At 64.5% G+C, this 19,547-nt stretch carries 18 protein-coding genes; all 18 read left to right on the forward strand.

The features are described from left to right. Positions 1–80 precede the first annotated feature (80 nt). The gene (ytfQ, locus tag IVA74_RS29720; RefSeq protein ID WP_247350085.1) at positions 81–1,046 is read left to right on the forward strand and encodes a galactofuranose ABC transporter, galactofuranose-binding protein YtfQ; all 966 of its coding nucleotides are present in this window, start codon (positions 81–83) and stop codon (positions 1,044–1,046) included. Positions 1,047–1,167: 121 nt separating this feature from the next. Next, positions 1,168–2,712, forward strand: a complete 1,545-nt coding sequence (locus IVA74_RS29725) for a sugar ABC transporter ATP-binding protein (protein WP_247350270.1) — start codon at positions 1,168–1,170, stop codon at positions 2,710–2,712. Continuing rightward, entirely contained in the window at positions 2,709–3,701 is a 993-nt protein-coding gene (locus tag IVA74_RS29730; RefSeq protein WP_247350086.1) for an ABC transporter permease, read from the forward strand. Before IVA74_RS29725 ends, IVA74_RS29730 begins: the two co-directional genes overlap by 4 nt. Continuing rightward, a complete protein-coding gene (yjfF, locus tag IVA74_RS29735) occupies positions 3,698–4,678 on the forward strand; it encodes a galactofuranose ABC transporter, permease protein YjfF (protein WP_247350087.1) in 981 nt (326 codons plus the stop codon). Before IVA74_RS29730 ends, yjfF begins: the two co-directional genes overlap by 4 nt. Further along, complete coding sequence (locus tag IVA74_RS29740; RefSeq protein WP_247350089.1) at positions 4,675–5,451, forward strand: FadR/GntR family transcriptional regulator; 777 nt, start codon at positions 4,675–4,677, stop codon at positions 5,449–5,451. Before yjfF ends, IVA74_RS29740 begins: the two co-directional genes overlap by 4 nt. Continuing rightward, the gene (locus IVA74_RS29745) at positions 5,448–6,374 is read left to right on the forward strand and encodes a Gfo/Idh/MocA family oxidoreductase (RefSeq protein WP_247350090.1); all 927 of its coding nucleotides are present in this window, start codon (positions 5,448–5,450) and stop codon (positions 6,372–6,374) included. Before IVA74_RS29740 ends, IVA74_RS29745 begins: the two co-directional genes overlap by 4 nt. A gap of 2 nt (positions 6,375–6,376) precedes the next feature. Then, entirely contained in the window at positions 6,377–7,453 is a 1,077-nt protein-coding gene (locus tag IVA74_RS29750) for an aldose epimerase family protein (RefSeq protein WP_247350092.1), read from the forward strand. After that, positions 7,453–8,331 carry an SMP-30/gluconolactonase/LRE family protein gene (locus IVA74_RS29755; RefSeq protein ID WP_247350272.1) on the forward strand — a complete coding sequence of 293 codons (879 nt, stop codon included), beginning with the start codon at positions 7,453–7,455 and terminating at the stop codon, positions 8,329–8,331. The genes IVA74_RS29750 and IVA74_RS29755 overlap by 1 nt, the downstream gene beginning before the upstream one ends. 73 nt (positions 8,332–8,404) lie before the next feature. Continuing rightward, positions 8,405–9,478: a multiple monosaccharide ABC transporter substrate-binding protein gene (gene chvE, locus IVA74_RS29760; protein ID WP_247350094.1), complete on the forward strand. Its 1,074-nt coding sequence runs from the start codon at positions 8,405–8,407 to the stop codon at positions 9,476–9,478. Positions 9,479–9,708: 230 nt separating this feature from the next. Next, entirely contained in the window at positions 9,709–11,286 is a 1,578-nt protein-coding gene (mmsA, locus tag IVA74_RS29765; protein ID WP_247350097.1) for a multiple monosaccharide ABC transporter ATP-binding protein, read from the forward strand. After that, positions 11,283–12,473: a multiple monosaccharide ABC transporter permease gene (gene mmsB, locus IVA74_RS29770; RefSeq protein ID WP_247350099.1), complete on the forward strand. Its 1,191-nt coding sequence runs from the start codon at positions 11,283–11,285 to the stop codon at positions 12,471–12,473. The genes mmsA and mmsB overlap by 4 nt, the downstream gene beginning before the upstream one ends. 115 nt (positions 12,474–12,588) lie before the next feature. After that, positions 12,589–13,242, forward strand: coding sequence for an HAD family hydrolase (locus IVA74_RS29775; RefSeq protein WP_247350101.1), 654 nt, complete (start codon positions 12,589–12,591; stop codon positions 13,240–13,242). 20 nt (positions 13,243–13,262) lie between these two features. Beyond that, complete coding sequence (locus tag IVA74_RS29780; RefSeq protein ID WP_247350102.1) at positions 13,263–14,213, forward strand: sugar-binding domain-containing protein; 951 nt, start codon at positions 13,263–13,265, stop codon at positions 14,211–14,213. A 350-nt stretch (positions 14,214–14,563) separates the two neighbouring features. After that, positions 14,564–15,877, forward strand: a complete 1,314-nt coding sequence (locus IVA74_RS29785; RefSeq protein WP_247350104.1) for a sugar ABC transporter substrate-binding protein — start codon at positions 14,564–14,566, stop codon at positions 15,875–15,877. A 91-nt stretch (positions 15,878–15,968) separates the two neighbouring features. After that, positions 15,969–16,841, forward strand: coding sequence for a sugar ABC transporter permease (locus IVA74_RS29790; protein ID WP_247350107.1), 873 nt, complete (start codon positions 15,969–15,971; stop codon positions 16,839–16,841). Positions 16,842–16,844: 3 nt separating this feature from the next. Next, entirely contained in the window at positions 16,845–17,675 is an 831-nt protein-coding gene (locus IVA74_RS29795; protein ID WP_247350109.1) for a carbohydrate ABC transporter permease, read from the forward strand. A gap of 16 nt (positions 17,676–17,691) precedes the next feature. Next, positions 17,692–18,699, forward strand: a complete 1,008-nt coding sequence (locus IVA74_RS29800; protein WP_247350112.1) for an ABC transporter ATP-binding protein — start codon at positions 17,692–17,694, stop codon at positions 18,697–18,699. Positions 18,700–18,751: 52 nt separating this feature from the next. Further along, the gene (locus IVA74_RS29805) at positions 18,752–19,525 is read left to right on the forward strand and encodes an SDR family oxidoreductase (protein ID WP_247350114.1); all 774 of its coding nucleotides are present in this window, start codon (positions 18,752–18,754) and stop codon (positions 19,523–19,525) included. Positions 19,526–19,547 lie beyond the last annotated feature (22 nt).

The raw sequence follows: 19,547 nt of genomic DNA on the forward strand, positions 1-19,547 counted from the left end.
CCCGCCGCCTCCAAGGGCGGTCTGCGGGTGCCATGCTACCAATCGGCGCGCCCGGATTAACATTTTGGGAGACACGCCTGATGATCCTCAAAGCCCTCTTTGCGGCCAGCGCGACCGCCGCGTTGCTGCTCGCGCTGCCGGCCAACGCCGCCGAACTCACCATCGGCTTCTCGCAGATCGGATCGGAATCCGGCTGGCGCGCGGCCGAGACGTCGGTCTCCAAGCAGGAGGCTACCAAGCGCAAGGTCAATCTCAAGATCGCCGACGCGCAGCAGAAGCAGGAGAACCAGATCAAGGCGATCCGCTCCTTCATCGCGCAGAACGTCGATGCGATCTTCCTCGCGCCTGTCGTCTCGACCGGCTGGGACTCGGTGCTGAAGGAAGCGAAGGAGGCCAAGATCCCGGTCGTGCTGCTCGACCGCGACATCGATCCCTCCGGCAAGGAGCTCTATCTCACCGCCGTGACCTCCGACAGCGTGCACGAAGGCGAGGTCGCCGGCGACTGGCTGGCGAAGACCGTCGGGGCCAAGGCCTGCAACATCGTCGAATTGCAGGGCACCGTCGGCGCCAGCGTGGCCGCCAATCGCAAGAAGGGTTTTGACGCCGCCATCGCCAAGCATGCGAACCTGAAGGTGGTGCGCAGCCAGACCGGCGACTTCACCCGCGCCAAGGGCAAGGAAGTGATGGAAAGCTTCATCAAGGCCGAAGGCGGCGGCAAGTCGATCTGCGCGGTCTATGCGCACAACGACGACATGATGGTCGGCGCCATCCAGGCGATGAAGGAAGCGGGCCTCAAGCCCGGCAAGGACATCCTCACCGTCTCGATCGACGCGGTCCCCGACATCTTCAAGGCGATGGTCGCAGGCGAAGCCAATGCCACGGTCGAGCTGACGCCGAACATGGCGGGTCCCGCCCTCGATGCCATCGCGGCGTTCAAGGATAAGGGCACGGTTCCGCCGAAATGGATCCAGACCGACTCGAAGCTCTACACGCCCACCGACGATCCGCAGAAGATCTACGACAGCAAGAAGGGCCTCGGTTACTGAGGCGAGTGCGTCGCCGGACGGCCGTGTTTCGGCAGTCCGGCGGCCCCCTTCGAAACCGCTGCGCGAACGGATAGGCTGGGTGTCCGCATCATCAGCGGGCGCCGGTGGGAGTGACGTCACGATGGAGAACAGCTCGGATTCTGCCGCTTCCCTGCTGGAGGTGCGCGGGATCAGCAAAAGTTTTGGTGCTGTGCATGCGTTGCAGGAGGTCGACTTCACGCTCCGCGCCGGCGAGATCCATGCGCTGCTCGGCGAGAACGGCGCCGGCAAATCTACGCTGATCAAGGTGATCACGGGCGTGTTCCCGCGCGATGCCGGCATCGTCAGGATCAGCGGCGAAGAGGTCGCGCCGCGCTCGGCCAAGGCCGCACTTCAGGCCGGCATTGCCACCGTCTATCAGGAAGTCAATTTGCTGCCGAACCTCTCGGTGGCGCAGAACCTGTTCCTCGATCGCCAGCCGATGCGCTTCGGCATCGTGCGCGGAGGCGAGGTGCGCCGTCGCGCGAAGACATTGCTCGCGGATTTCGGTCTCGATATCGATGTATCGGCGCCGCTCGGCAGCTATTCCGTCGCCGTGCAGCACGTCACCGCGATCGCGCGCGCCGTCGATCTCTCGGCGCGCGTGCTGATCCTGGACGAGCCGACCGCGAGCCTCGACCGCCACGAGGTCGAGATCCTCTTTCGCATCATGCGCCAGCTCGCCGGGCGCGGTATCGGGATTGTTTTCGTCAGCCATTTCCTCGACCAGGTCTACGAGATTTCCGATCGCATCACAGTCTTGCGCAACGGCCGCCTGGTCGGCGAGCGCGAGACCGCGTCTCTGTCGCGGCTCGAGCTGATCCGGATGATGCTCGGCCGCGAGCTCGCGGAGACCACCAGCACCCGGGCATCAGCAGGCGCGCAGAAGACGCGTGACGTCTGTGCGAGCTTCGAGAATTACGGCAAGGCCGGCTACGTCGCGCCGTTCAATCTCGAGCTGCGCCACGGCGAGGTCGTCGGCCTCGCCGGTCTGCTTGGCTCCGGCCGAACCGAGACGGCGCGGCTGGTGTTCGGCGCCGAGCGCGCCGATCGCGGGCAGGCGAGAGTCGAAGGCGTGCCTGTCCGGCTTCAGTCGCCGCGCGATGGCGTGCGCCACGGCTTTGGCTATTGCCCGGAAGAGCGCAAGACCGACGGCATCGTCGCCGAGCTTACCGTGCGCGAGAACATCGTGCTCGCGCTCCAGGCCAAGCGCGGCCTGCATCGGCCGCTGTCGCGCCGCGAGCAGGACGAGATCGCAAGACGTTACGTCAAGATGCTCGACATCCGCCCGCCCGATCCGGAGCGTCCCGTGGGCCTGTTGTCCGGGGGCAATCAGCAAAAGGTGCTGCTGGCTCGCTGGCTCGCAACCTCGCCGCGGCTGCTCGTGCTGGACGAGCCGACCCGCGGCATCGACGTCGGCGCGCACGCCGAGATCATTCGCCTGATACGCGAGCTCTGCGACGACGGGCTTGCGCTGCTCGTGATCTCCTCCGAGCTCGACGAGATCGTGACCTATTCCGATCGTGTGGTGGTGCTGCGCGATCGCGCCCATGTCGAGGAGCTCGCCGGCGAGGCCATCGACGTCGGCAGCATTCTCGCCGCCATCGCCGCCGATGGCGGCAGTGTCGCGCATGAGGGCCGGGCATGACAGCGCTGTTGCCGCGCCGCGGCCTTGCCCAGATTCTTGCGTTAATCGTTATCCTCGCGGTCGATCGTGTGGTGTCGCCGCAATTCTTCGACCTGCGTCTCCAGGACGGCCGTCTGTTCGGCAGCCTGATCGACGTGCTCAACCGCGGCACGCCGGTGGCGCTGCTCTCGCTCGGCATGGTGCTGGTGATCGCGACGCGCGGCATCGATCTGTCAGTCGGCGCGATCATGGCTATCTCGGGCGCAATCGCGGCGAGCCTCGCCGACAGCCACAGTCTGGCCGTGGTGCTGGCAGCCGCGCTCGGCGCGGGCTTGATCTGCGGCTTGTGGAACGGATTTCTCGTCGCGGTGCTTGGCATGCAGCCGATCGTCGCGACGTTGATCCTGATGGTGGCGGGACGCGGCATCGCGCAGCTCATCACCGAGGGTCGCATCGTGACCTTCTCCTCGCCCGATCTGGTCTGGCTGGGCAATGGCGCCATTCTTGGCGTGCCGGTGCCAGTCGCGATTGCGTTGGGCATGCTGATCCTCACCGGCGCGGTGGTGCGCGGCTCGGCGCTCGGACTGCTGATCGAGGCCACCGGCGGCAATGCGCGGGCGAGCGAACTCGCTGGCGTCGGCACGCGCGCCATGATTTTGGCGGTCTATGTCTGGTGCGGTGTCTGTGCTGCGCTCGCCGGCGTGATCGCGGCTGCCGACATCATGGGCGCCGATGCCAACAATGCCGGCCTCTGGCTCGAGCTCGACGCGATCCTGGCCGTTGTGATCGGCGGCACCTCGCTGTTCGGCGGCCGCTTCAGCCTAATTCTTGCTGTGTTAGGTGCACTGATCATCCAGACCATGAACACCGGCATTTTGCTGTCGGGATATCCGCCGGAGTTCAATTTGCTGGTCAAGGCAGTGGTGGTGATCGCCGTGCTTCTGCTGCAATCACCGAAACTGTCCGGCGTTGCCGGTGTCGTGGCGCGGCTGCGGAGGGCAAAAGCTTGAAAGGCCTGCCGCCCGTCCTCATCACCGCCATCGTGCTCGTCGCGGGATTCGCGCTCTGCGCGGTGCAATTCCCCAACATCGCCTCGACTCGCGTGGTCGGCAATCTCCTCACCGATAATGCCTTCCTCGGCATCGTCGCGACCGGCATGACCTTCGTCATCATCTCCGGCGGCATCGATCTCTCGGTCGGCTCGGTGATCGGCTTTACCACTGTATTCGTCGCGCTGGCGATCGAGCGCTGGGGCGTTCCACCTCTCGTCGCCTTCGTCGCCATCCTCGCGCTCTCGGGAGCCTTTGGCGCGGCGATGGGCGCGATGATCCACGTCTTCGATCTGCCGCCTTTCATCGTGACGCTCGCCGGCATGTTCCTGGCCCGTGGCGCCAGCTTCCTGCTCTCGACGGAATCGGTGCCGATCACCGCGCCGGTCTATTCCACCGTGTCGGACTTCGCGCTGCGGCTACCCGGCGGCGGGCGCCTGACTGCGGTCGCGATCATCATGCTTACGATCGTGATCGGCGGCGCATTGCTGCTGCGTCTCACCCGGTTCGGCGCCAATGTCTATGCGCTCGGCGGCAGCCGGCAGGCCGCGAGCCTGATGGGCGTTGCCGTCGGCAGGATGACGGTGAAGATCTACATGCTGTCGAGCCTGCTGGCGGGCATCGCGGGCATCGTCTTCTCCTTCTACACCAGTGCGGGATACTCGCTTTCCGCCGTCGGCGTCGAGCTCGACAGCATTGCGGCGGTCGTGATCGGCGGCACGCTGCTCACCGGCGGGCAGGGCTCGGTGGTCGGCACCTTCCTCGGCGTGCTGATCCAGGGCATGATCCAGACCTACATCAATTTCGACGGGACGCTGTCGAGCTGGTGGACCAAGATCGCGACCGGCGTGCTGCTGTTCGCCTTCATCGCCTTGCAGCAGGGGCTGGTCGCGCTCGCGCGCCGGCCGGTGGCGAAGCGCGCGGGAGCCGTCTCATGACCTCGCGCATCGTCGTCATCCCGACGCGCCGGGCGCACTCCAATCACGCGGAGGTGGCGCGCTCGATCGGCGTCGACATCATCGCCGGGCGTTACGCGGAGGGGACAAGGCTTCCGGGTGATGCCGAGATGATCGCGATGTTCGGCGTGTCGCGGCCGGTGCTGCGCGAGAGCGTGAAGACGCTGGTCGCCAAGGGCCTGCTCACCACCAAGGCGAGGGTCGGCACTGTCGTGCGCGAGCGCGTCGCCTGGAACATGTTCGACGCCGACGTGCTGGCCTGGCATCTGGACGCCGGCATCGACAAGCGCTTCCTCAACGACCTCGCCGAGATCCGCCTTGCGGTCGAGCCGCGCGCGGCCGTGCTGGCAGCGGCGCAGCGGTCGGAGCAGGACTTGGCCGAGCTGCGTCGCTGCATGGAGCGGATGCGGGATGAGGCTTCCGATTCCGTCGGCTTTGCTGATGCCGACCTCGCGCTTCATGTCGCCGTGGCGCGTGCGTCCGGTAATCTGTTCATGCGCTCGATCGGGCACGTCATCGAGGCCGCCTTGCGCGCCTCGTTCCTGCTCAGCGCACCTGTCGAACCGGAGGACCGCGACATCGTGCTGCTCTGGCATCAGAAGATCGTCGATGCCATCGCGACGGGTGATGCCGCGACTGCCTCGGAGGCGATGGTCTACGTCATTCACAACGGCATGCGCCGCCATGAGGGTACAGTGACCGAGACTGTACCGGCCGAGGCGCTGCCGTCCGCGGACACTGGAGAGAGATCGTGACTGAACTTCGCATCGCCATCGTCGGCTTCGGCAAGATCGCGCGGGACCAGCATGTCGGCGCGATCGCCGCGGTGCCGGGTGCGACGCTCGCGGCCGTTGCCAGCCGCAACGCCTCGCTGCCGGGGCTGCCGCACTTTGCCACCATCGAGGAATTGCTGGAGAGGGGGCCGTCGATCGATGCGGTGTCGCTGTGCACGCCGCCGCAGGTGCGCCGCACCCAGGCTGCCTTGGCGCTCGCCGCCGGCAAGCATGTCATGCTGGAGAAGCCGCCCGGCACCGGCGTTGCCGAGCTCGATCCCTTGATCGCGATGGCGGCGGATGCGAAGCGCACACTGTTTGCGACCTGGCATTCGCGCCAAGCACCGGCCGTCGAGCCGGCGCGGCAATGGCTCGCCGCGCGGCGGATCGCCTCCGTGCACATCAACTGGAAAGAGGACGTCCGCGTCTGGCATCCCGGGCAGGCCTGGATCTGGGAGCCCGGCGGGCTCGGGGTGTTCGATCCCGGCATCAATGCGCTGTCGATCCTGACCAGGATCCTGCCGAAGCCGGTGTTCGTCACCGCGGCCGAGCTCGCCTTCCCCGCCAATTGCCAGGCGCCGATCGCCGCGAACCTGACGCTGGCCGATATTGATGGCCTGCGAGTTACCGCCGAGTTCGATTTCCGCCAGACCGGGCCGCAGAGCTGGGATATCCTCGTCGAAACCGACCAGGGCCGGATGACGCTATCCCGCGGCGGCCGGATCATGGCGATCGACGGCAAGACCGTTGCCGAGGCGCCCGATGAGGAATATCGGGAGCTGTACCGGCGCCTCGTCACGCTTGCCGCAACAGGTGCCCGCGACGTCGATCTGGCGCCGCTTCGTCTCGTCGCCGATGCCTTCCTGCTCGGCAGGCGCAATATCGTCGAACCATTTGTGGATTAGACATGGCTGGCGCAAAAATAGAAAAAGACGTCTTCGGAACACTGCCGGACGGCCGTAGCGTGGAGCGCATCGTGCTGCGCGGGGAGAGTGGGTTCGAAGCGCGCATCATCACCCACGGCGCGGTGATTCAGGCTCTGATCGCGCCGGACACGAGAGGCGGCTATGACGACGTCGTGCTGGGTCACGATGCGTTCGCCGGCTATCTCGCCGAGCGGAAGTTTTTTGGCGCCACCGTGGGCCGCTATGCCAACCGCATCGCCAACGGACAATTTTCGCTGGACGGCGAGACGGTGCAGCTTCCCGTCAACAACGGTCCGAACGCGTTGCATGGCGGCCTCGACGGATTCGACCGCAAGCTCTGGGAGATTGCGGAGATCGACGACGGCGCCGAGTCGGCGGTGACGCTGACCTACACGAGCCCGCATGGCGAGGAGAACTATCCCGGCCGGCTCGACGTCCGCCTGACCTATCGCGTCACCGGCCCGAGCGAGCTGTCGCTCACCATGGAGGCGCGGACCGACCGGCCGACCATCGTCAACCTGACCAATCACAGCTTCTTCAATCTGGAGGGCGCGACGTCAGGCACACCCGTTCTCGATCACAAGCTGACGGTCGCCGCCGAACATTTCCTGGCGATCGATCCCACCGCCATTCCGCTTCCTGAGCCGCCGCGCAGCGTTGCCGGCACACCGTTCGACTTCCGCGACGCCCAGGCCGTCGGCGCGCGCATCCGCGAGAGCGATCGGCAATTACAGAACGGCAAGGGCTACGACCATACCTACTGTCTTGGCCGCGACGGCAAGCTTGCGCTCGCGGCGCGGCTGGAGGCGCCGCGCTCGGGGCGGATCATGGAGCTGTTCACCGATCAGCCCGGTCTTCAGGTCTATTCCGGCAACTATCTCGACGGCACGATCTCGGGGAAGGGCGGCAAGCTGTATCGCCAGTCGGACGCGATGTGCCTGGAGCCGCACATGTGGCCCAATTCACCAAACCGGCCGGATTTTCCAAGCCCGCGCCTCGATCCAGGCGGGGTCTATCGCCATCATACCGTCTATCGCTTTGCGGTGAGGTCGCCATGATGGAGCAGGTGCCGACGTCTGTCCTCTCGGACGATCCCTGCCATCTCGGCGAGGGACCGACCTATGACGCGACCACCGACACGGCCTGGTGGTTCGACATCCGCGAGGGGCGGCTGTTCGAGGCGCAGCTCGGCCGTGGCAGCATTCGCGTCCATGCGCTCGGCCGGATGGCGAGCGCGCTCGGGCGCATCGATGCCGAGCGCCAGCTGATCGTTGCGGAAGATGGACTCTACATCCGCAAGCTCGCCGACGGTGCGATGGCGCTGCTCTGCCCGCTCGAAGCCGACAATCCCGCGACGCGCTCCAATGATTGCCGCGTGCACCAATCCGGCACGTTCTGGATCGGCACCATGGGCCGCAAGGCCGAGCGAGGGGCTGGCGCGATCTATGCGTTCCATCGCGGCAAGATCTCGACGCTGTTTCCCGGTATCAGCATTCCCAACTCGATCTGTTTCTCGCCCGATGGCGCCACAGGCTACTTCACCGACACCGCACGCGCCGTGCTCTATTCCGTGCCGCTCAATCCGGCGACCGGCCTTCCGCGCGGCGAGCCCGAGGTGCTGCTGCGCCATACCGGCATCGGCGGCCTCGACGGCTCGGTGTGCGACGCAGATGGCCAGATCTGGAACGCGTGCTGGGGCGCAAGCCGCATCGATGTCTACTCGCCGCAGGGCGAGCGCCTGCGCTCGATCAGCGTGCCGGCCAAGCAGGCAAGCTGCCCCGCTTTCGTCGGCCCTGATTTATCGCGCATTCTCGTCACCTCGGCGTGGCAGGACATGGACGCGGCGGCGCGCGCCGCCGATCCGCAGGCCGGCTGCACCTTTCTGTTGGAGGCCTCCGCGCATGGTCGCGCGGAGCCGGACGTCAAGCTCGCATAGGAGGCCCGAAGCAGCTCATCGCCACGTTCTCGACGAAGCCAAGAAACAGTCTGACACCATAAGGGAGTGAAACATGCTGAAACTGAAGACGACATTCCTCGCGCTGGCGCTGGCCGGCGCCGCGACGATGGCCGCGGGCGTCACCGCCTCAGCCCAGGACAAAGCAACGGTCGGCATCGCCATGCCGACCAAATCGTCGGCGCGCTGGATCGACGATGGCAACAACATGGTCAAGGTGCTGAAGGAACGCGGCTACAACACCGACCTGCAATATGCCGAGGACGACATTCCGAACCAGCTCTCGCAGGTCGAGAACATGGTGACCAAGGGCGCCAAGGCGCTGGTGATCGCCGCGATCGACGGCACCACGCTCTCCGACGTGCTCAAGCAGGCCAAGGCCAAGGGCATCACCGTGATCGCCTATGACCGCCTGATCCGCGGCACGCCGAACGTCGATTACTATGCGACCTTCGACAATTTCCAGGTGGGCGTGCTCCAGGCCGAGTCGATCGTGCAGGGCCTCGGCCTCAAGGATGGCAAGGGTCCGTTCAACATCGAGCTGTTCGGCGGCTCGCCCGACGACAACAATGCCTACTTCTTCTACAACGGCGCGATGAGCGTGCTGAAGCCGTACATCGACAGCGGCAAGCTCGTCGTGGCTTCGGGCCAGATGGGCATGGACAAGGTCGCGACCTTGCGCTGGGACGGCGCCACCGCGCAGGCTCGCATGGACAATCTGCTCAGCGCCTACTACGGCAACAAGAAGGTCAATGCGGTGTTGTCGCCGTATGACGGCCTGTCGATCGGCATCATCTCCTCGCTGAAGGGCGTCGGTTATGGCAGCGCCGGCCAGCCGATGCCTGTCATCTCGGGCCAGGATGCCGAGGTGCCCTCGATCAAGGCGATGCTGCGCGGCGACCAGTATTCGACCATCTTCAAGGACACCCGCGATCTCGCCAAGGTGACCGCCGACATGGTCGACGCCGCGCTTGCCGGCAAGCAGGTCACCGTCAACGACACCAAGACCTACGAGAACGGCGCCAAGACCGTGCCGTCCTACCTGCTCAAGCCGGTCGTGGTCTATAAGGACAATTGGGAGAAGGTCCTGATCGACAGCGGCTACTACAAGAAGTCACAATTCCAGTAAGACTTTTCTCCTTCGCCCTCGCCCCGCTCTCGCGGGGAGAGGGCGGGGTGAGGGGCCATCTCCGTACGGGCAGTGATTGCTATGCACTCCGTCATTGCGAGCGCAGCGAAGCAATCCAGTCTTCCGCCGCGGAGAGAGTCTGGATTGCTTCGCTGCGCTCGCAATGACGATGTGGATGCCGCGATATCATCCCCGCAAGATGGGGAGAGGTTGAACAAGGGACAACGACGATGACCGCAATGCTGGAGATGCGCAACGTCAGCAAGAGCTTTTCCGGCGTGCAGGCGCTGCGCGACGTCAACTTCTCGGTTGACGCCGGGCAGATCCACGCCCTCGTCGGCGAGAATGGTGCCGGCAAGTCGACGTTGATGAAGGTGCTCAGCGGCGTGTATCCGGCCGGCAGTTACGAGGGCACCATCATCTTTGATGGCGCGGAGCGGCGCTTTCGCGACATCAACGATTCCGAGGCGCTCGGCATCATCATCATCCATCAGGAGCTGGCGCTGATCCCGCTGATGTCGATTGCCGAAAACATCTTCCTGTCGCATCCGCCTTCAAGACTCGGCGTCGTCGATCGCGACGAGGTGTATCGGCGCACGCGGGAACTCCTCGCGCAGGTTGGCCTCAAGGAATCGCCGGATACGCTGATCACCGATCTCGGCGTCGGCAAGCAGCAGCTCGTCGAAATCGCGAAGGCCCTGTCCAAGCGGGTGCGGATGCTGATCCTGGACGAGCCCACCGCCAGTCTCAACGAGGCTGACAGTGCCGCGCTGCTCGAACGTCTCGTGGCCTTCCGCGAGCAGGGCATCGGCTCGATCCTGATCTCGCACAAGCTGAACGAGGTCGCCCGCGTCGCCGACCACATCACCGTGCTGCGCGACGGCCGCACCGTCGACGGCATCGACTGCCGCGCCGAGCCGATCCAGGAAGACCGCATCATCCGCAGCATGGTCAACCGCGATCTCGCCCACCGTTTCCCGGAGCGTAGCGCAGAGATCGGCGAGCCCGTCCTCACCGTCGAGAACTGGTCGGTCTATCACCCCATCCATCCCGAGCGGCAGGTGATCAAGAACATCGATTTCGGCGTGAAGCGCGGCGAGGTCGTCGGCATTGCCGGATTGATGGGCGCCGGCCGCACTGAATTCGCCATGAGTCTGTTCGGTCGGTCCTGGGGCACTACCATCAGCGGTCGCATCCGGCTCGAGGGCCATGAGATCGTGCTGCCGAACGTCGCGGCCGCGATCGACGCGGGTCTTGCCTATGTCACCGAGGACCGCAAGCAGCTCGGGCTGATCCTCGCCGACGACGTTCGCAAGAACATCACGCTCGCAAGCCTCGACCAGGTCGCGCCTCGCCGGGTGATCGACGACATCGCCGAGCTGAAGGTCGCCAGCGACTACCGCAACCGCATGCGCATCCGCTGCTCGGACGTCTACCAAGAGACCGGCCAGCTCTCCGGCGGCAACCAGCAGAAGGTCGTGCTGTCGAAATGGCTGATGACGGACCCCAAGGTCTTGATCCTGGACGAGCCGACGCGGGGCATCGACGTCGGTGCCAAATACGAGATCTACTGTATCATCAACGAGCTTGCGGAAGCCGGGCGCGGCGTGGTGGTGATCTCCTCGGAGATGCCCGAGCTCCTCGGCATCTGCGACCGCATCTGTGTCATGAACGACGGCGCCTTCGTCGGCGAGTTCCCGGGCACTGAAGCGACGCAGGAAAAGATCATGCGCGCCATCATGCGCAACGATAGAAATTATGGAAGCAGCGTCCTTGCGGGCGCGGAGATGGGAGGATCGCAGCCATGACCGACAAGACGGTATCGCTGCCCGAGGAGCGCCGGCACGGCAGCTTCATCAAGAACAATTTGCGCAATTACGGCATGCTGATGTCGCTGATCGCGATCATGCTGTTCTTCCAGGTCATGACTGGCGGCACGCTGCTGCAGCCGCTCAACCTGACCAATCTGGTGCTCCAGAACAGCTACATCGTCATCATGGCGCTGGGCATGCTGCTGGTGATCGTCACCGGCCATATCGACCTCTCGGTCGGCTCGGTCGCGGGCTTCGTCGGCGCGGTGGCCGCCGTGCTGATGGTGACGTACAAGATCGACTACACGCTCGCCTTCATCGCCTGCCTGTTGTTGGGCGCGGCGATCGGCGCGGCGCAGGGCTATTGGGTGGCCTATTTCAAGATCCCGTCCTTCATCGTGACGCTGGCCGGCATGTTGGTGTTCAAGGGACTTGCGCTCGCGGTGTTGCAGGGCCAGTCGCTCGGACCGTTTCCGGCGACCTTCCAGAAATTGTCGTCGGGCTTCATTCCGGAGATGCTGCCCGAGGCCGGCACGCTGCATCCGACGTCCATGCTGATCGGTGCCGTGCTCGCGCTCGGCCTCGTCTACGCCGGCGCCAAGGGTCGCTCGCGCGAGCAGTTACACGGCATCGAGGTCGAGCCTTACGCGTTCTTCCTCGGCAAGAGCATTCTCCTGGCCTGCGCCGTGCTCTACTTCACCTATCTGATCGCCTCGCATCGCGGCATGCCGAACGTGCTGGTCATCATGACCGCGTTGATCGCGCTCTACGGCTTCGTCACCCGCCGCACCGTGATTGGCCGGCAGGTCTACGCGGTCGGCGGCAATGCGAAAGCCGCAAAGCTGTCGGGCATCAAGACGGAACGGTTGACCTTCCTCACCTTCGTCAACATGGGCGTGCTCGCCGCGCTCGCCGGCCTCGTCTTCGCCGCGCGCCTCAACACCGCAACGCCCAAGGCCGGTCTCGGCTTCGAGCTCGACGTCATCGCCGCCTGCTTCATCGGCGGCGCGTCGGCCTATGGCGGTGTCGGCCGTGTTGGCGGCGCCGTGGTCGGCGCCATGATCATGGGCGTGATGAACAACGGCATGTCCATCCTCGGCATTGGCATCGACTACCAGCAGGTCATCAAGGGCCTGGTCCTGCTCGGGGCGGTGTGCATCGACGTCTATAATCAGCGCAGGTGACGCCGCGCAGCCGGGATGGAGCCCCGGCTACGGTTTCCTGCCGCGGCATTGCCTGCGGAGGGTCGCCCGTTGCTGAGCTATTGCCCATGAGTTGGGTATATGATCGAATGGCCGGATGGACCAGGGCCGGCCAAAACCCGATCTGATCATCTTCGACTGCGACGGCGTGCTGGTCGATAGTGAGCTGTTGAGCTGTCGCTGCTTGTCCGACGTGCTGGCCGAATGCGGCATCGCGCTCAGCGTAGAGCAGGCGCTCGAACTCTTCCTCGGGCGCAGCACCAAGGCGGTCGAGCAGCATTATCGGGATCTCGGACAGGCCGTGCCGGACGGCTTTCTGCCGCGCTTGAAGTCGTATGTACTGACGACGTTCGCGGCTACGCTTCAACCAATTCCCGGCGTCGCCGATGTGATCTCCGATTTGCGCGGGCCGTTTTGCGTAGCGTCGTCCAGCGACATCGACCGCGTCTCGTTGTCTCTTGACGTCACCGGCCTGCGGGCGCATTTCGGCGATCGGGTCTACACCGCGCAGATGGTTAGGCACGGCAAGCCAGCGCCCGATCTGTTTCTCCACGCGGCGGCGAAGATGGGTGCGGAACCCGCGCGCACGCTGGTGATCGAGGACAGCGCCAGCGGCGTGCAGGCGGGAAAGGCGGCCGGCATGACCGTCTGGGGATTTGTCGGCGGCAGCCATTATCGCGGCCGCGACGGGCAGGCTATATTGTCGGGTGCGGGGGCCGACCGGGTGTTCGCGCGCATGATCGATTTCTGAAAGGACGCCTGACGCCTGCCATGGCCGCTGAGAACGAAAAGTCCAGGCTCGATGACGCCGCACGCGCCGGCTGGCTCTATTTCATTGCCGGTCACACCCAGGACGAAATCGCTAAAATGCTCCAGGTCTCGCGCGCCTCGGCGCAGCGGCTGGTCTCGCTGTGTCTCGCCGAGCGGCTCATCACCTTCCGGCTCGAACATCCCATCGCAGCCTGCATGGAACTTGCGGCGCGGCTGAAGGAACGGTTTGATCTCGTCCATTGCGAGGTTGTGCCGGCCGATCCGGCGGCGCCGCAGGCCACAGCGGGCATTGCCGAACGCTGCGCCAATCTGCTCGATGCCACGCTGCGTTCGGAGACGCCCGTCATCGTCGCGCTCGGCACGGGCCGGGCGGTGCGCGCCGCGGTCGAGCGCGTCACGCCGATCGACCGGCCCAACCACCAGATCGTCTCGCTGGTTGGCAACATCTCCGCCGACGGTTCTGCGAGCTTCTACGATACTGTCGGCCGGCTCGCCGATCGCACCGGCGCGCGGCACTATCCGATGCCGCTGCCGTTCCTGATGTCGTCCGAGGACGAGCGCAACAAGATGGTGCGGATCGAGCCCATCGCCAAGGTAAAGGCGGTCGCGATCAAGGCGGATTTGCGCCTCGTCGGCATCGGCCAGATGGACCAGAAGGCGCAGGTCCACGTCGACGGCTTCGTCACCCGCGACGAATTGTTCGAGATGATGCGGCAAGGGGCGATCGGCGAAATCACCGGCTGGGCCTATGATTCCAAGGGCCGCCTGCTCAAAGCCGGCACCAACAAACGCTTGACCAGCATTCCGCCGGAAGTGCCGGCAAAAACCACGACGATCGGCGCCGCAGTCGGTGCGGCCAAGGTGGCGGCGATCGCGGCGGCGCTGAACGGGCGGTTGATCAACGGGCTCATTACCGACGAGACGACCGCAAGGGCAATTATCGAGCGCTGAGGCAGAGCTAGCGCGACAGCGCCGCTGCTCTCCCTCTCCCGCTTGCGGGAGAGGGCTGGGGAGAGGGTCTCTCCGCTGGCAAGACTGCCCAAGAGGAGAAAGCCTTCACCCGTATCGCATCTTCGATGCGATACGACTTCTCCCGGAAGCGGGGGACGTGGAGCAAGTTGCGTGCGCTCGGCTCGAGCAACGGCCACCCCACTCGCGGCACACGACACCATCTCCCGCACCGCAGCACTCATAAGTTGCGCGAACGCCCTCGCGCCTGCTTGACAACGGTCCGCCCTCGGTTGAACATACGCCCAACGCGTGGGCATATGCTCAAAAGCGCGATCCTAGGGAGGTCACCCGTGAAACACGTCCTTGGCGCCGTCTGCGGCGCGTCTTGCCTGTTGCTGGCCGTCCCCGCGATGGCCGAAACGACCCTGACGATCGCCACCGTGAACAACGGCGACATGATCCGCATGCAGGGTTTGACGGCTGAATTCACCAAGAAGAACCCCGACATCACCGTGAAATGGGTGACGCTTGAGGAGAACGTGCTGCGCCAGCGCGTCACCACCGACATCGCCACCAAGGGCGGCCAGTTCGACGTGCTCACCATCGGCACTTATGAGGTGCCGATTTGGGCCAAGAAGGGCTGGCTGGTGCCGCTCGCCAATCTCGGCGCCGATTACGACGTCGCCGACCTCCTGCCCAAGATCAAGGATGCCGTCTCCGTCGATGGCAAGCTCTATGCCGCACCGTTCTACGGCGAGAGCTCGATGGTGATGTACCGCACCGACCTGTTCGACAAGGCCGGCCTGAAGATGCCGGAAAAGCCGACTTGGGATTTCGTCATCGACGCCGCCAAGAAGCTCACTGACAAGAGCGCCGGCGTCTATGGCATCTGCCTGCGCGGCAAGGCCGGCTGGGGCGAGAACATGGCGTTCCTCTCCGCCATGGCCAATTCCTACGGCGCGCGCTGGTTCGACGAGAAGTGGCAGCCGCAGTTCAACACCCCGGAATGGAAGGCGACGCTGTCGACCTATGTCGACCTGATGAAGCAGGCCGGCCCTCCCGGTGCGAGCTCGAACGGCTTCAACGAGAACCTCGCGCTGTTCAATGCCGGCAAGTGCGCGATGTGGATCGACGCCACGGTCGCGGCGTCCTTCGTCACCAACCCGAAGGACTCCAAGGTCGCCGACAAGGTCGGCTTCGCGCTCGCGCCCAACACGGGCTTGGGCAAGAACGCCAACTGGCTGTGGGCCTGGAATCTCGCGATCCCCGCGGGCTCCAAGAAGACGGAAGCGGCCGAGAAGTTCATCGCCTGGGCCACCAGCAAGGACTACACCAAGACCGTCGCCGCAAAGGAGGGCTGGGCCAACGTGCCGCCGGGCACGCGAACCTCGCTCTACCAGAACCCGGATTATCTGAAGGTCGCCCCGTTCGCCAAGCTGACGCTGGCCTCGATCGATGCGGCCGATCCGAACAGGCCGACCGTGAAGCCGGTGCCTTACGTCGGCGTGCAATATGCGGCGATCCCCGAATTCCAGGGCATCGGCACGCAGGTCGGCCAGCAGTTCTCGGCCGCGCTTGCGGGCTCGATGACGGTCGATGCCGCGCTCGCCGCCGCGCAGTCCGCAACCGAGCGCGAGATGAAGCGGGCCGGTTACATCAAGTGAACCCGAGCTCTCCCTCCTGAGCTCAGACTTGCGGCCATCCACCCGCTCGGGATGGATGGCCGCCTTCTTCCCGCAAGCGGAGAAGCCAAGAATGGCAACCCGGCAGACGCAGCTTCTCGCACGGACGCTCCTGACGCCTGCGGTCGGGCTGCTCTTCATCTGGATGATCGTCCCGCTCGCGCTGACGCTCTATTTCTCGACGCTGCACTACAGTCTGCTCGATCCCGGCTCGGAATCATTCGTCGGGCTGGAAAATTTCCGCTACTTCCTCACCGATCCCGCGTTCCTCGCTTCGCTCCAGAACACGCTGGTGCTGGTCGGCTCGGTGCTGGCGCTGACCGTCCTGCTCGGAATTCCGCTGGCGCTGCTGCTCGACCAGCCCGTGATCGGCCTCAACATCGTGCGGTTGATGGTGATCGCGCCGTTCTTCGTGATGCCGACGGTGAGCGCGCTGGTCTGGAAGAACCTGCTGATGCATCCGGTATCCGGGCTGTTTGCCTGGATCGCCTCGGTGTTCGGGCTGACGCCGATCGACTGGTTCAACGACATGCCGCTGCTTGCGGTGATCCTGATCGTGTCCTGGCAATGGCTGCCGTTCGCGACGCTGATTTTGCTCACTGCGATGCAGTCGCTCGACGAGGAGCAGAAGGAAGCCGCCGAAATGGACGGCGCCAGCGCGGTCTCGACCTTCATCTACATTACGTTGCCGCACCTCGCGCGTCCCATCACGGTGGTGATCCTGATCGAGACAATCTTCCTGCTCACCGTCTTTGCTGAAATTTACGTCACCACGGGAGGCGGCCCGGGACTGTCGACCACCAACATCGCTTTCCTGATCTATTCGCAGGCACTGATCCAGTACGATGTCGGCACCGCCTCGGCGGGCGGCCTCGTCGCTGTCGTGATCGCCAACGTCGTAGCTTTCTTCCTGGTCCGCATCGTCGGCCGCAATCTGGAGGCTTGAGACATGGCGCGGATAGCGACGAGGCAGCGGGTCGTGGTCTCGACGATCGGGGCGTGGTTCTTCGGCTTCCTGATCTTCTTCCCGATCCTCTGGATGGTGCTGGCGAGCTTCAAGACCGAACTTGAGGCCTTCGCGATTCCACCATCCTTCCTGTTCTTCCACTGGACCACCGAGAACTACGCGACCGTGCAGGAGCGCAGCGACTATTTTCACCACGCGCTGAACTCGATCATCATCGCCGGCGGCTCGACCCTCATTGCGCTTTTGATAGCTATCCCCGCGGCCTGGTCGATGGCGTTCTCGCCGACCAAACGCACCAAGGACATCCTGCTCTGGATGCTCTCGACCAAGATGATGCCGCCGGTCGGCGTGCTGGTTCCGATCTACCTGATCTACAAGACCTTCGGCCTGCTCGATTCCCGCATCGGCCTTGTCTTCATCCTGTGCCTCGGCAATCTGCCGATCGTGATCTGGATGCTGTTCACTTATTTCAAGGAGATCCCGCGCGACATCCTCGAAGCCGCGCGCATGGACGGCGCAACAATAGGCCGCGAGCTGATCTATGTCCTGACGCCGATGGCGATCCCAGGGCTCGCATCGACCATGCTGCTGAACCTGATCCTGGCCTGGAACGAGGCGTTCTGGACGCTCAATCTGTCGACCTCGAACGCCGCGCCGCTCACCACGTTCATCGCGTCTTATTCGAGCCCGGAAGGGCTGTTCTGGGCAAAGCTGTCGGCGGCCTCGACGCTGGCGATTGCGCCCATTCTCGTCCTCGGTTGGTTCAGCCAGAAGCAGCTCGTACGCGGGCTCACCTTTGGCGCGGTAAAGTAAGAAGGGCTGCCGAATCATGGGTCAGATCACACTTCAGGACGTGCAAAAATCCTTCGGTCCCGTGCACATCATCAAGGGTGCGGACCTTGAAATCGCCGACGGGTCGTTCGTGGTGTTCGTAGGTCCCTCGGGCTGCGGCAAGACCACGCTGCTGCGGTTGATCGCCGGGCTTGAGGATGTCAGCGGCGGCAAGATTCTGATCGACGGCAAGAACGTCGTCGACACGCCGCCCGCCAAGCGTGGGCTTTCCATGGTGTTCCAATCCTATGCGCTCTATCCGCATATGAGCGTGCGCGGCAATATCGGCTTCGGCCTGAAGATGGCGGGCCTTTCCAAGGACGAGACCAACCGCAAGGTCGAGGCTGCCGCCGCGACGCTGAACCTCACGCCTTATCTCGACCGCAAGCCGCGCGAGCTCTCCGGTGGCCAGCGCCAGCGCGTCGCGATTGGGCGCGCCATCGTCCGCGAACCCAAGGCGTTTCTGTTCGACGAGCCGCTCTCCAACCTCGACGCGGCTCTGCGCGTGCAGATGCGTATCGAGGTGACGCGCCTTCAGAAGCAGCTCGGCACCACCGCGATCTATGTCACCCACGACCAGGTCGAAGCCATGACCATGGCCGACAAGATCGTGGTGCTCAACGGCGGCAAGATCGAGCAATATGGCTCGCCGCTGGATCTCTACGAGAAGCCGGCCAACCTCTTCGTCGCCGGCTTCATCGGCTCGCCCAAGATGAACTTCGTCACCGGCGGGCACGCCTTGCAGAAGGGCGCAGCAACGATCGGCGTACGGCCGGAGCATCTCAAGATCGAACGCGACGGCACTGGCGGCTGGCAGGGCACGATCGCGGTCGCCGAGCATCTCGGCAGCGACACCTTCCTCTATGTCGATGCCGGTGAGCTCGGGATGCTGACGGCGCGCTACATCGGTGAATTGAGCCTGCACGCCGGCGACCACGTGTCGCTGGTGCCGGACCCCGCACGGATCCATCGCTTCGACGCGAGCGGCAACGCCATTCGAGGCTGACAAGAGACCGCAAGAAACGGCAAAGAAACGGCAAAGAAACGGAAATACCACCATGTACCTGGAAAAATTCAAGCTGACTGGCAAGACCGCGTTCATCACGGGTGGCGGGCAGGGCATCGGGTTCGCCTGCGCCGAGGCGCTGGCTGAAGCCGGCGCCAGGGTCGTCATCGGCGATCGCGACAGCAAGGTCGCCGACAGCGCGAAAGAGAGCCTGAAGGCGAAGGGCTACGACGCCGAGACGGCGATCATGGACGTGACCGACACCAGGCGCGTCGCGGAGGTCGCGAGCGATCTCGTCGCCCGCTATGGCAACGTCGACATCCTCGTCAACAATGCCGGCATTGCCCGCAGCGAGACGCCGGCGGAGACCGTGACCGACGAGCACTGGCTCAACGTGATCGACGTCAATCTCAACGGCACCTTCTGGTGCTGCCGAGAGTTCGGCAAGCACATGCTCAACGCCAAGCGCGGCGCCATCGTCAATGTCGGCTCGATGTCGGGTTTCATCGTCAACAAGCCGCAGGAGCAGTGCTTCTACAATGCCTCCAAGGCAGGGGTGCACCATCTCACCAAATCGCTGGCCGCCGAGTGGGGCGCGCGCGGCGTCCGCGTCAACGCGGTGGCGCCGACCTATATCGAGACGCCCCTCAACGCCTTCGTGAAGAGCAATCCGAGAATGTACGATGCCTGGATTGGTGGAACCCCGATGGCGCGGATGGGGCAGGTCGATGAGATCGCCTCCGTCGTACTGTTCCTTGCCTCAGAGGCAGCGAGCCTGATGACCGGCAGCATTGTGCTGGTGGATGGCGGCTACACTTGCTGGTAGGCTTGCGTCAAAATTGACGAAG

Source organism: Bradyrhizobium sp. 132, assembly GCF_023074185.1.
GTDB lineage: Bacteria > Pseudomonadota > Alphaproteobacteria > Rhizobiales > Xanthobacteraceae > Bradyrhizobium.

What these genes read in the sequence shown, in the direction of transcription:
- ytfQ (WP_247350085.1), top strand. Translation starts at nt 81, where the DNA reads ATGATCCTCAAAGCCCTCTTTGCGGCCAGCGCGACCGCCGCGTTGCTG.
- IVA74_RS29725 (WP_247350270.1), top strand. Translation starts at nt 1,168, where the DNA reads ATGGAGAACAGCTCGGATTCTGCCGCTTCCCTGCTGGAGGTGCGCGGG.
- IVA74_RS29730 (WP_247350086.1), top strand. Translation starts at nt 2,709, where the DNA reads ATGACAGCGCTGTTGCCGCGCCGCGGCCTTGCCCAGATTCTTGCGTTA.
- IVA74_RS29740 (WP_247350089.1), top strand. Translation starts at nt 4,675, where the DNA reads ATGACCTCGCGCATCGTCGTCATCCCGACGCGCCGGGCGCACTCCAAT.
- IVA74_RS29750 (WP_247350092.1), top strand. Translation starts at nt 6,377, where the DNA reads ATGGCTGGCGCAAAAATAGAAAAAGACGTCTTCGGAACACTGCCGGAC.
- IVA74_RS29755 (WP_247350272.1), top strand. Translation starts at nt 7,453, where the DNA reads ATGGAGCAGGTGCCGACGTCTGTCCTCTCGGACGATCCCTGCCATCTC.
- chvE (WP_247350094.1), top strand. Translation starts at nt 8,405, where the DNA reads ATGCTGAAACTGAAGACGACATTCCTCGCGCTGGCGCTGGCCGGCGCC.
- mmsA (WP_247350097.1), top strand. Translation starts at nt 9,709, where the DNA reads ATGACCGCAATGCTGGAGATGCGCAACGTCAGCAAGAGCTTTTCCGGC.
- mmsB (WP_247350099.1), top strand. Translation starts at nt 11,283, where the DNA reads ATGACCGACAAGACGGTATCGCTGCCCGAGGAGCGCCGGCACGGCAGC.
- IVA74_RS29775 (WP_247350101.1), top strand. Translation starts at nt 12,589, where the DNA reads ATGGACCAGGGCCGGCCAAAACCCGATCTGATCATCTTCGACTGCGAC.
- IVA74_RS29780 (WP_247350102.1), top strand. Translation starts at nt 13,263, where the DNA reads ATGGCCGCTGAGAACGAAAAGTCCAGGCTCGATGACGCCGCACGCGCC.
- IVA74_RS29790 (WP_247350107.1), top strand. Translation starts at nt 15,969, where the DNA reads ATGGCAACCCGGCAGACGCAGCTTCTCGCACGGACGCTCCTGACGCCT.
- IVA74_RS29795 (WP_247350109.1), top strand. Translation starts at nt 16,845, where the DNA reads ATGGCGCGGATAGCGACGAGGCAGCGGGTCGTGGTCTCGACGATCGGG.
- IVA74_RS29800 (WP_247350112.1), top strand. Translation starts at nt 17,692, where the DNA reads ATGGGTCAGATCACACTTCAGGACGTGCAAAAATCCTTCGGTCCCGTG.
- IVA74_RS29805 (WP_247350114.1), top strand. Translation starts at nt 18,752, where the DNA reads ATGTACCTGGAAAAATTCAAGCTGACTGGCAAGACCGCGTTCATCACG.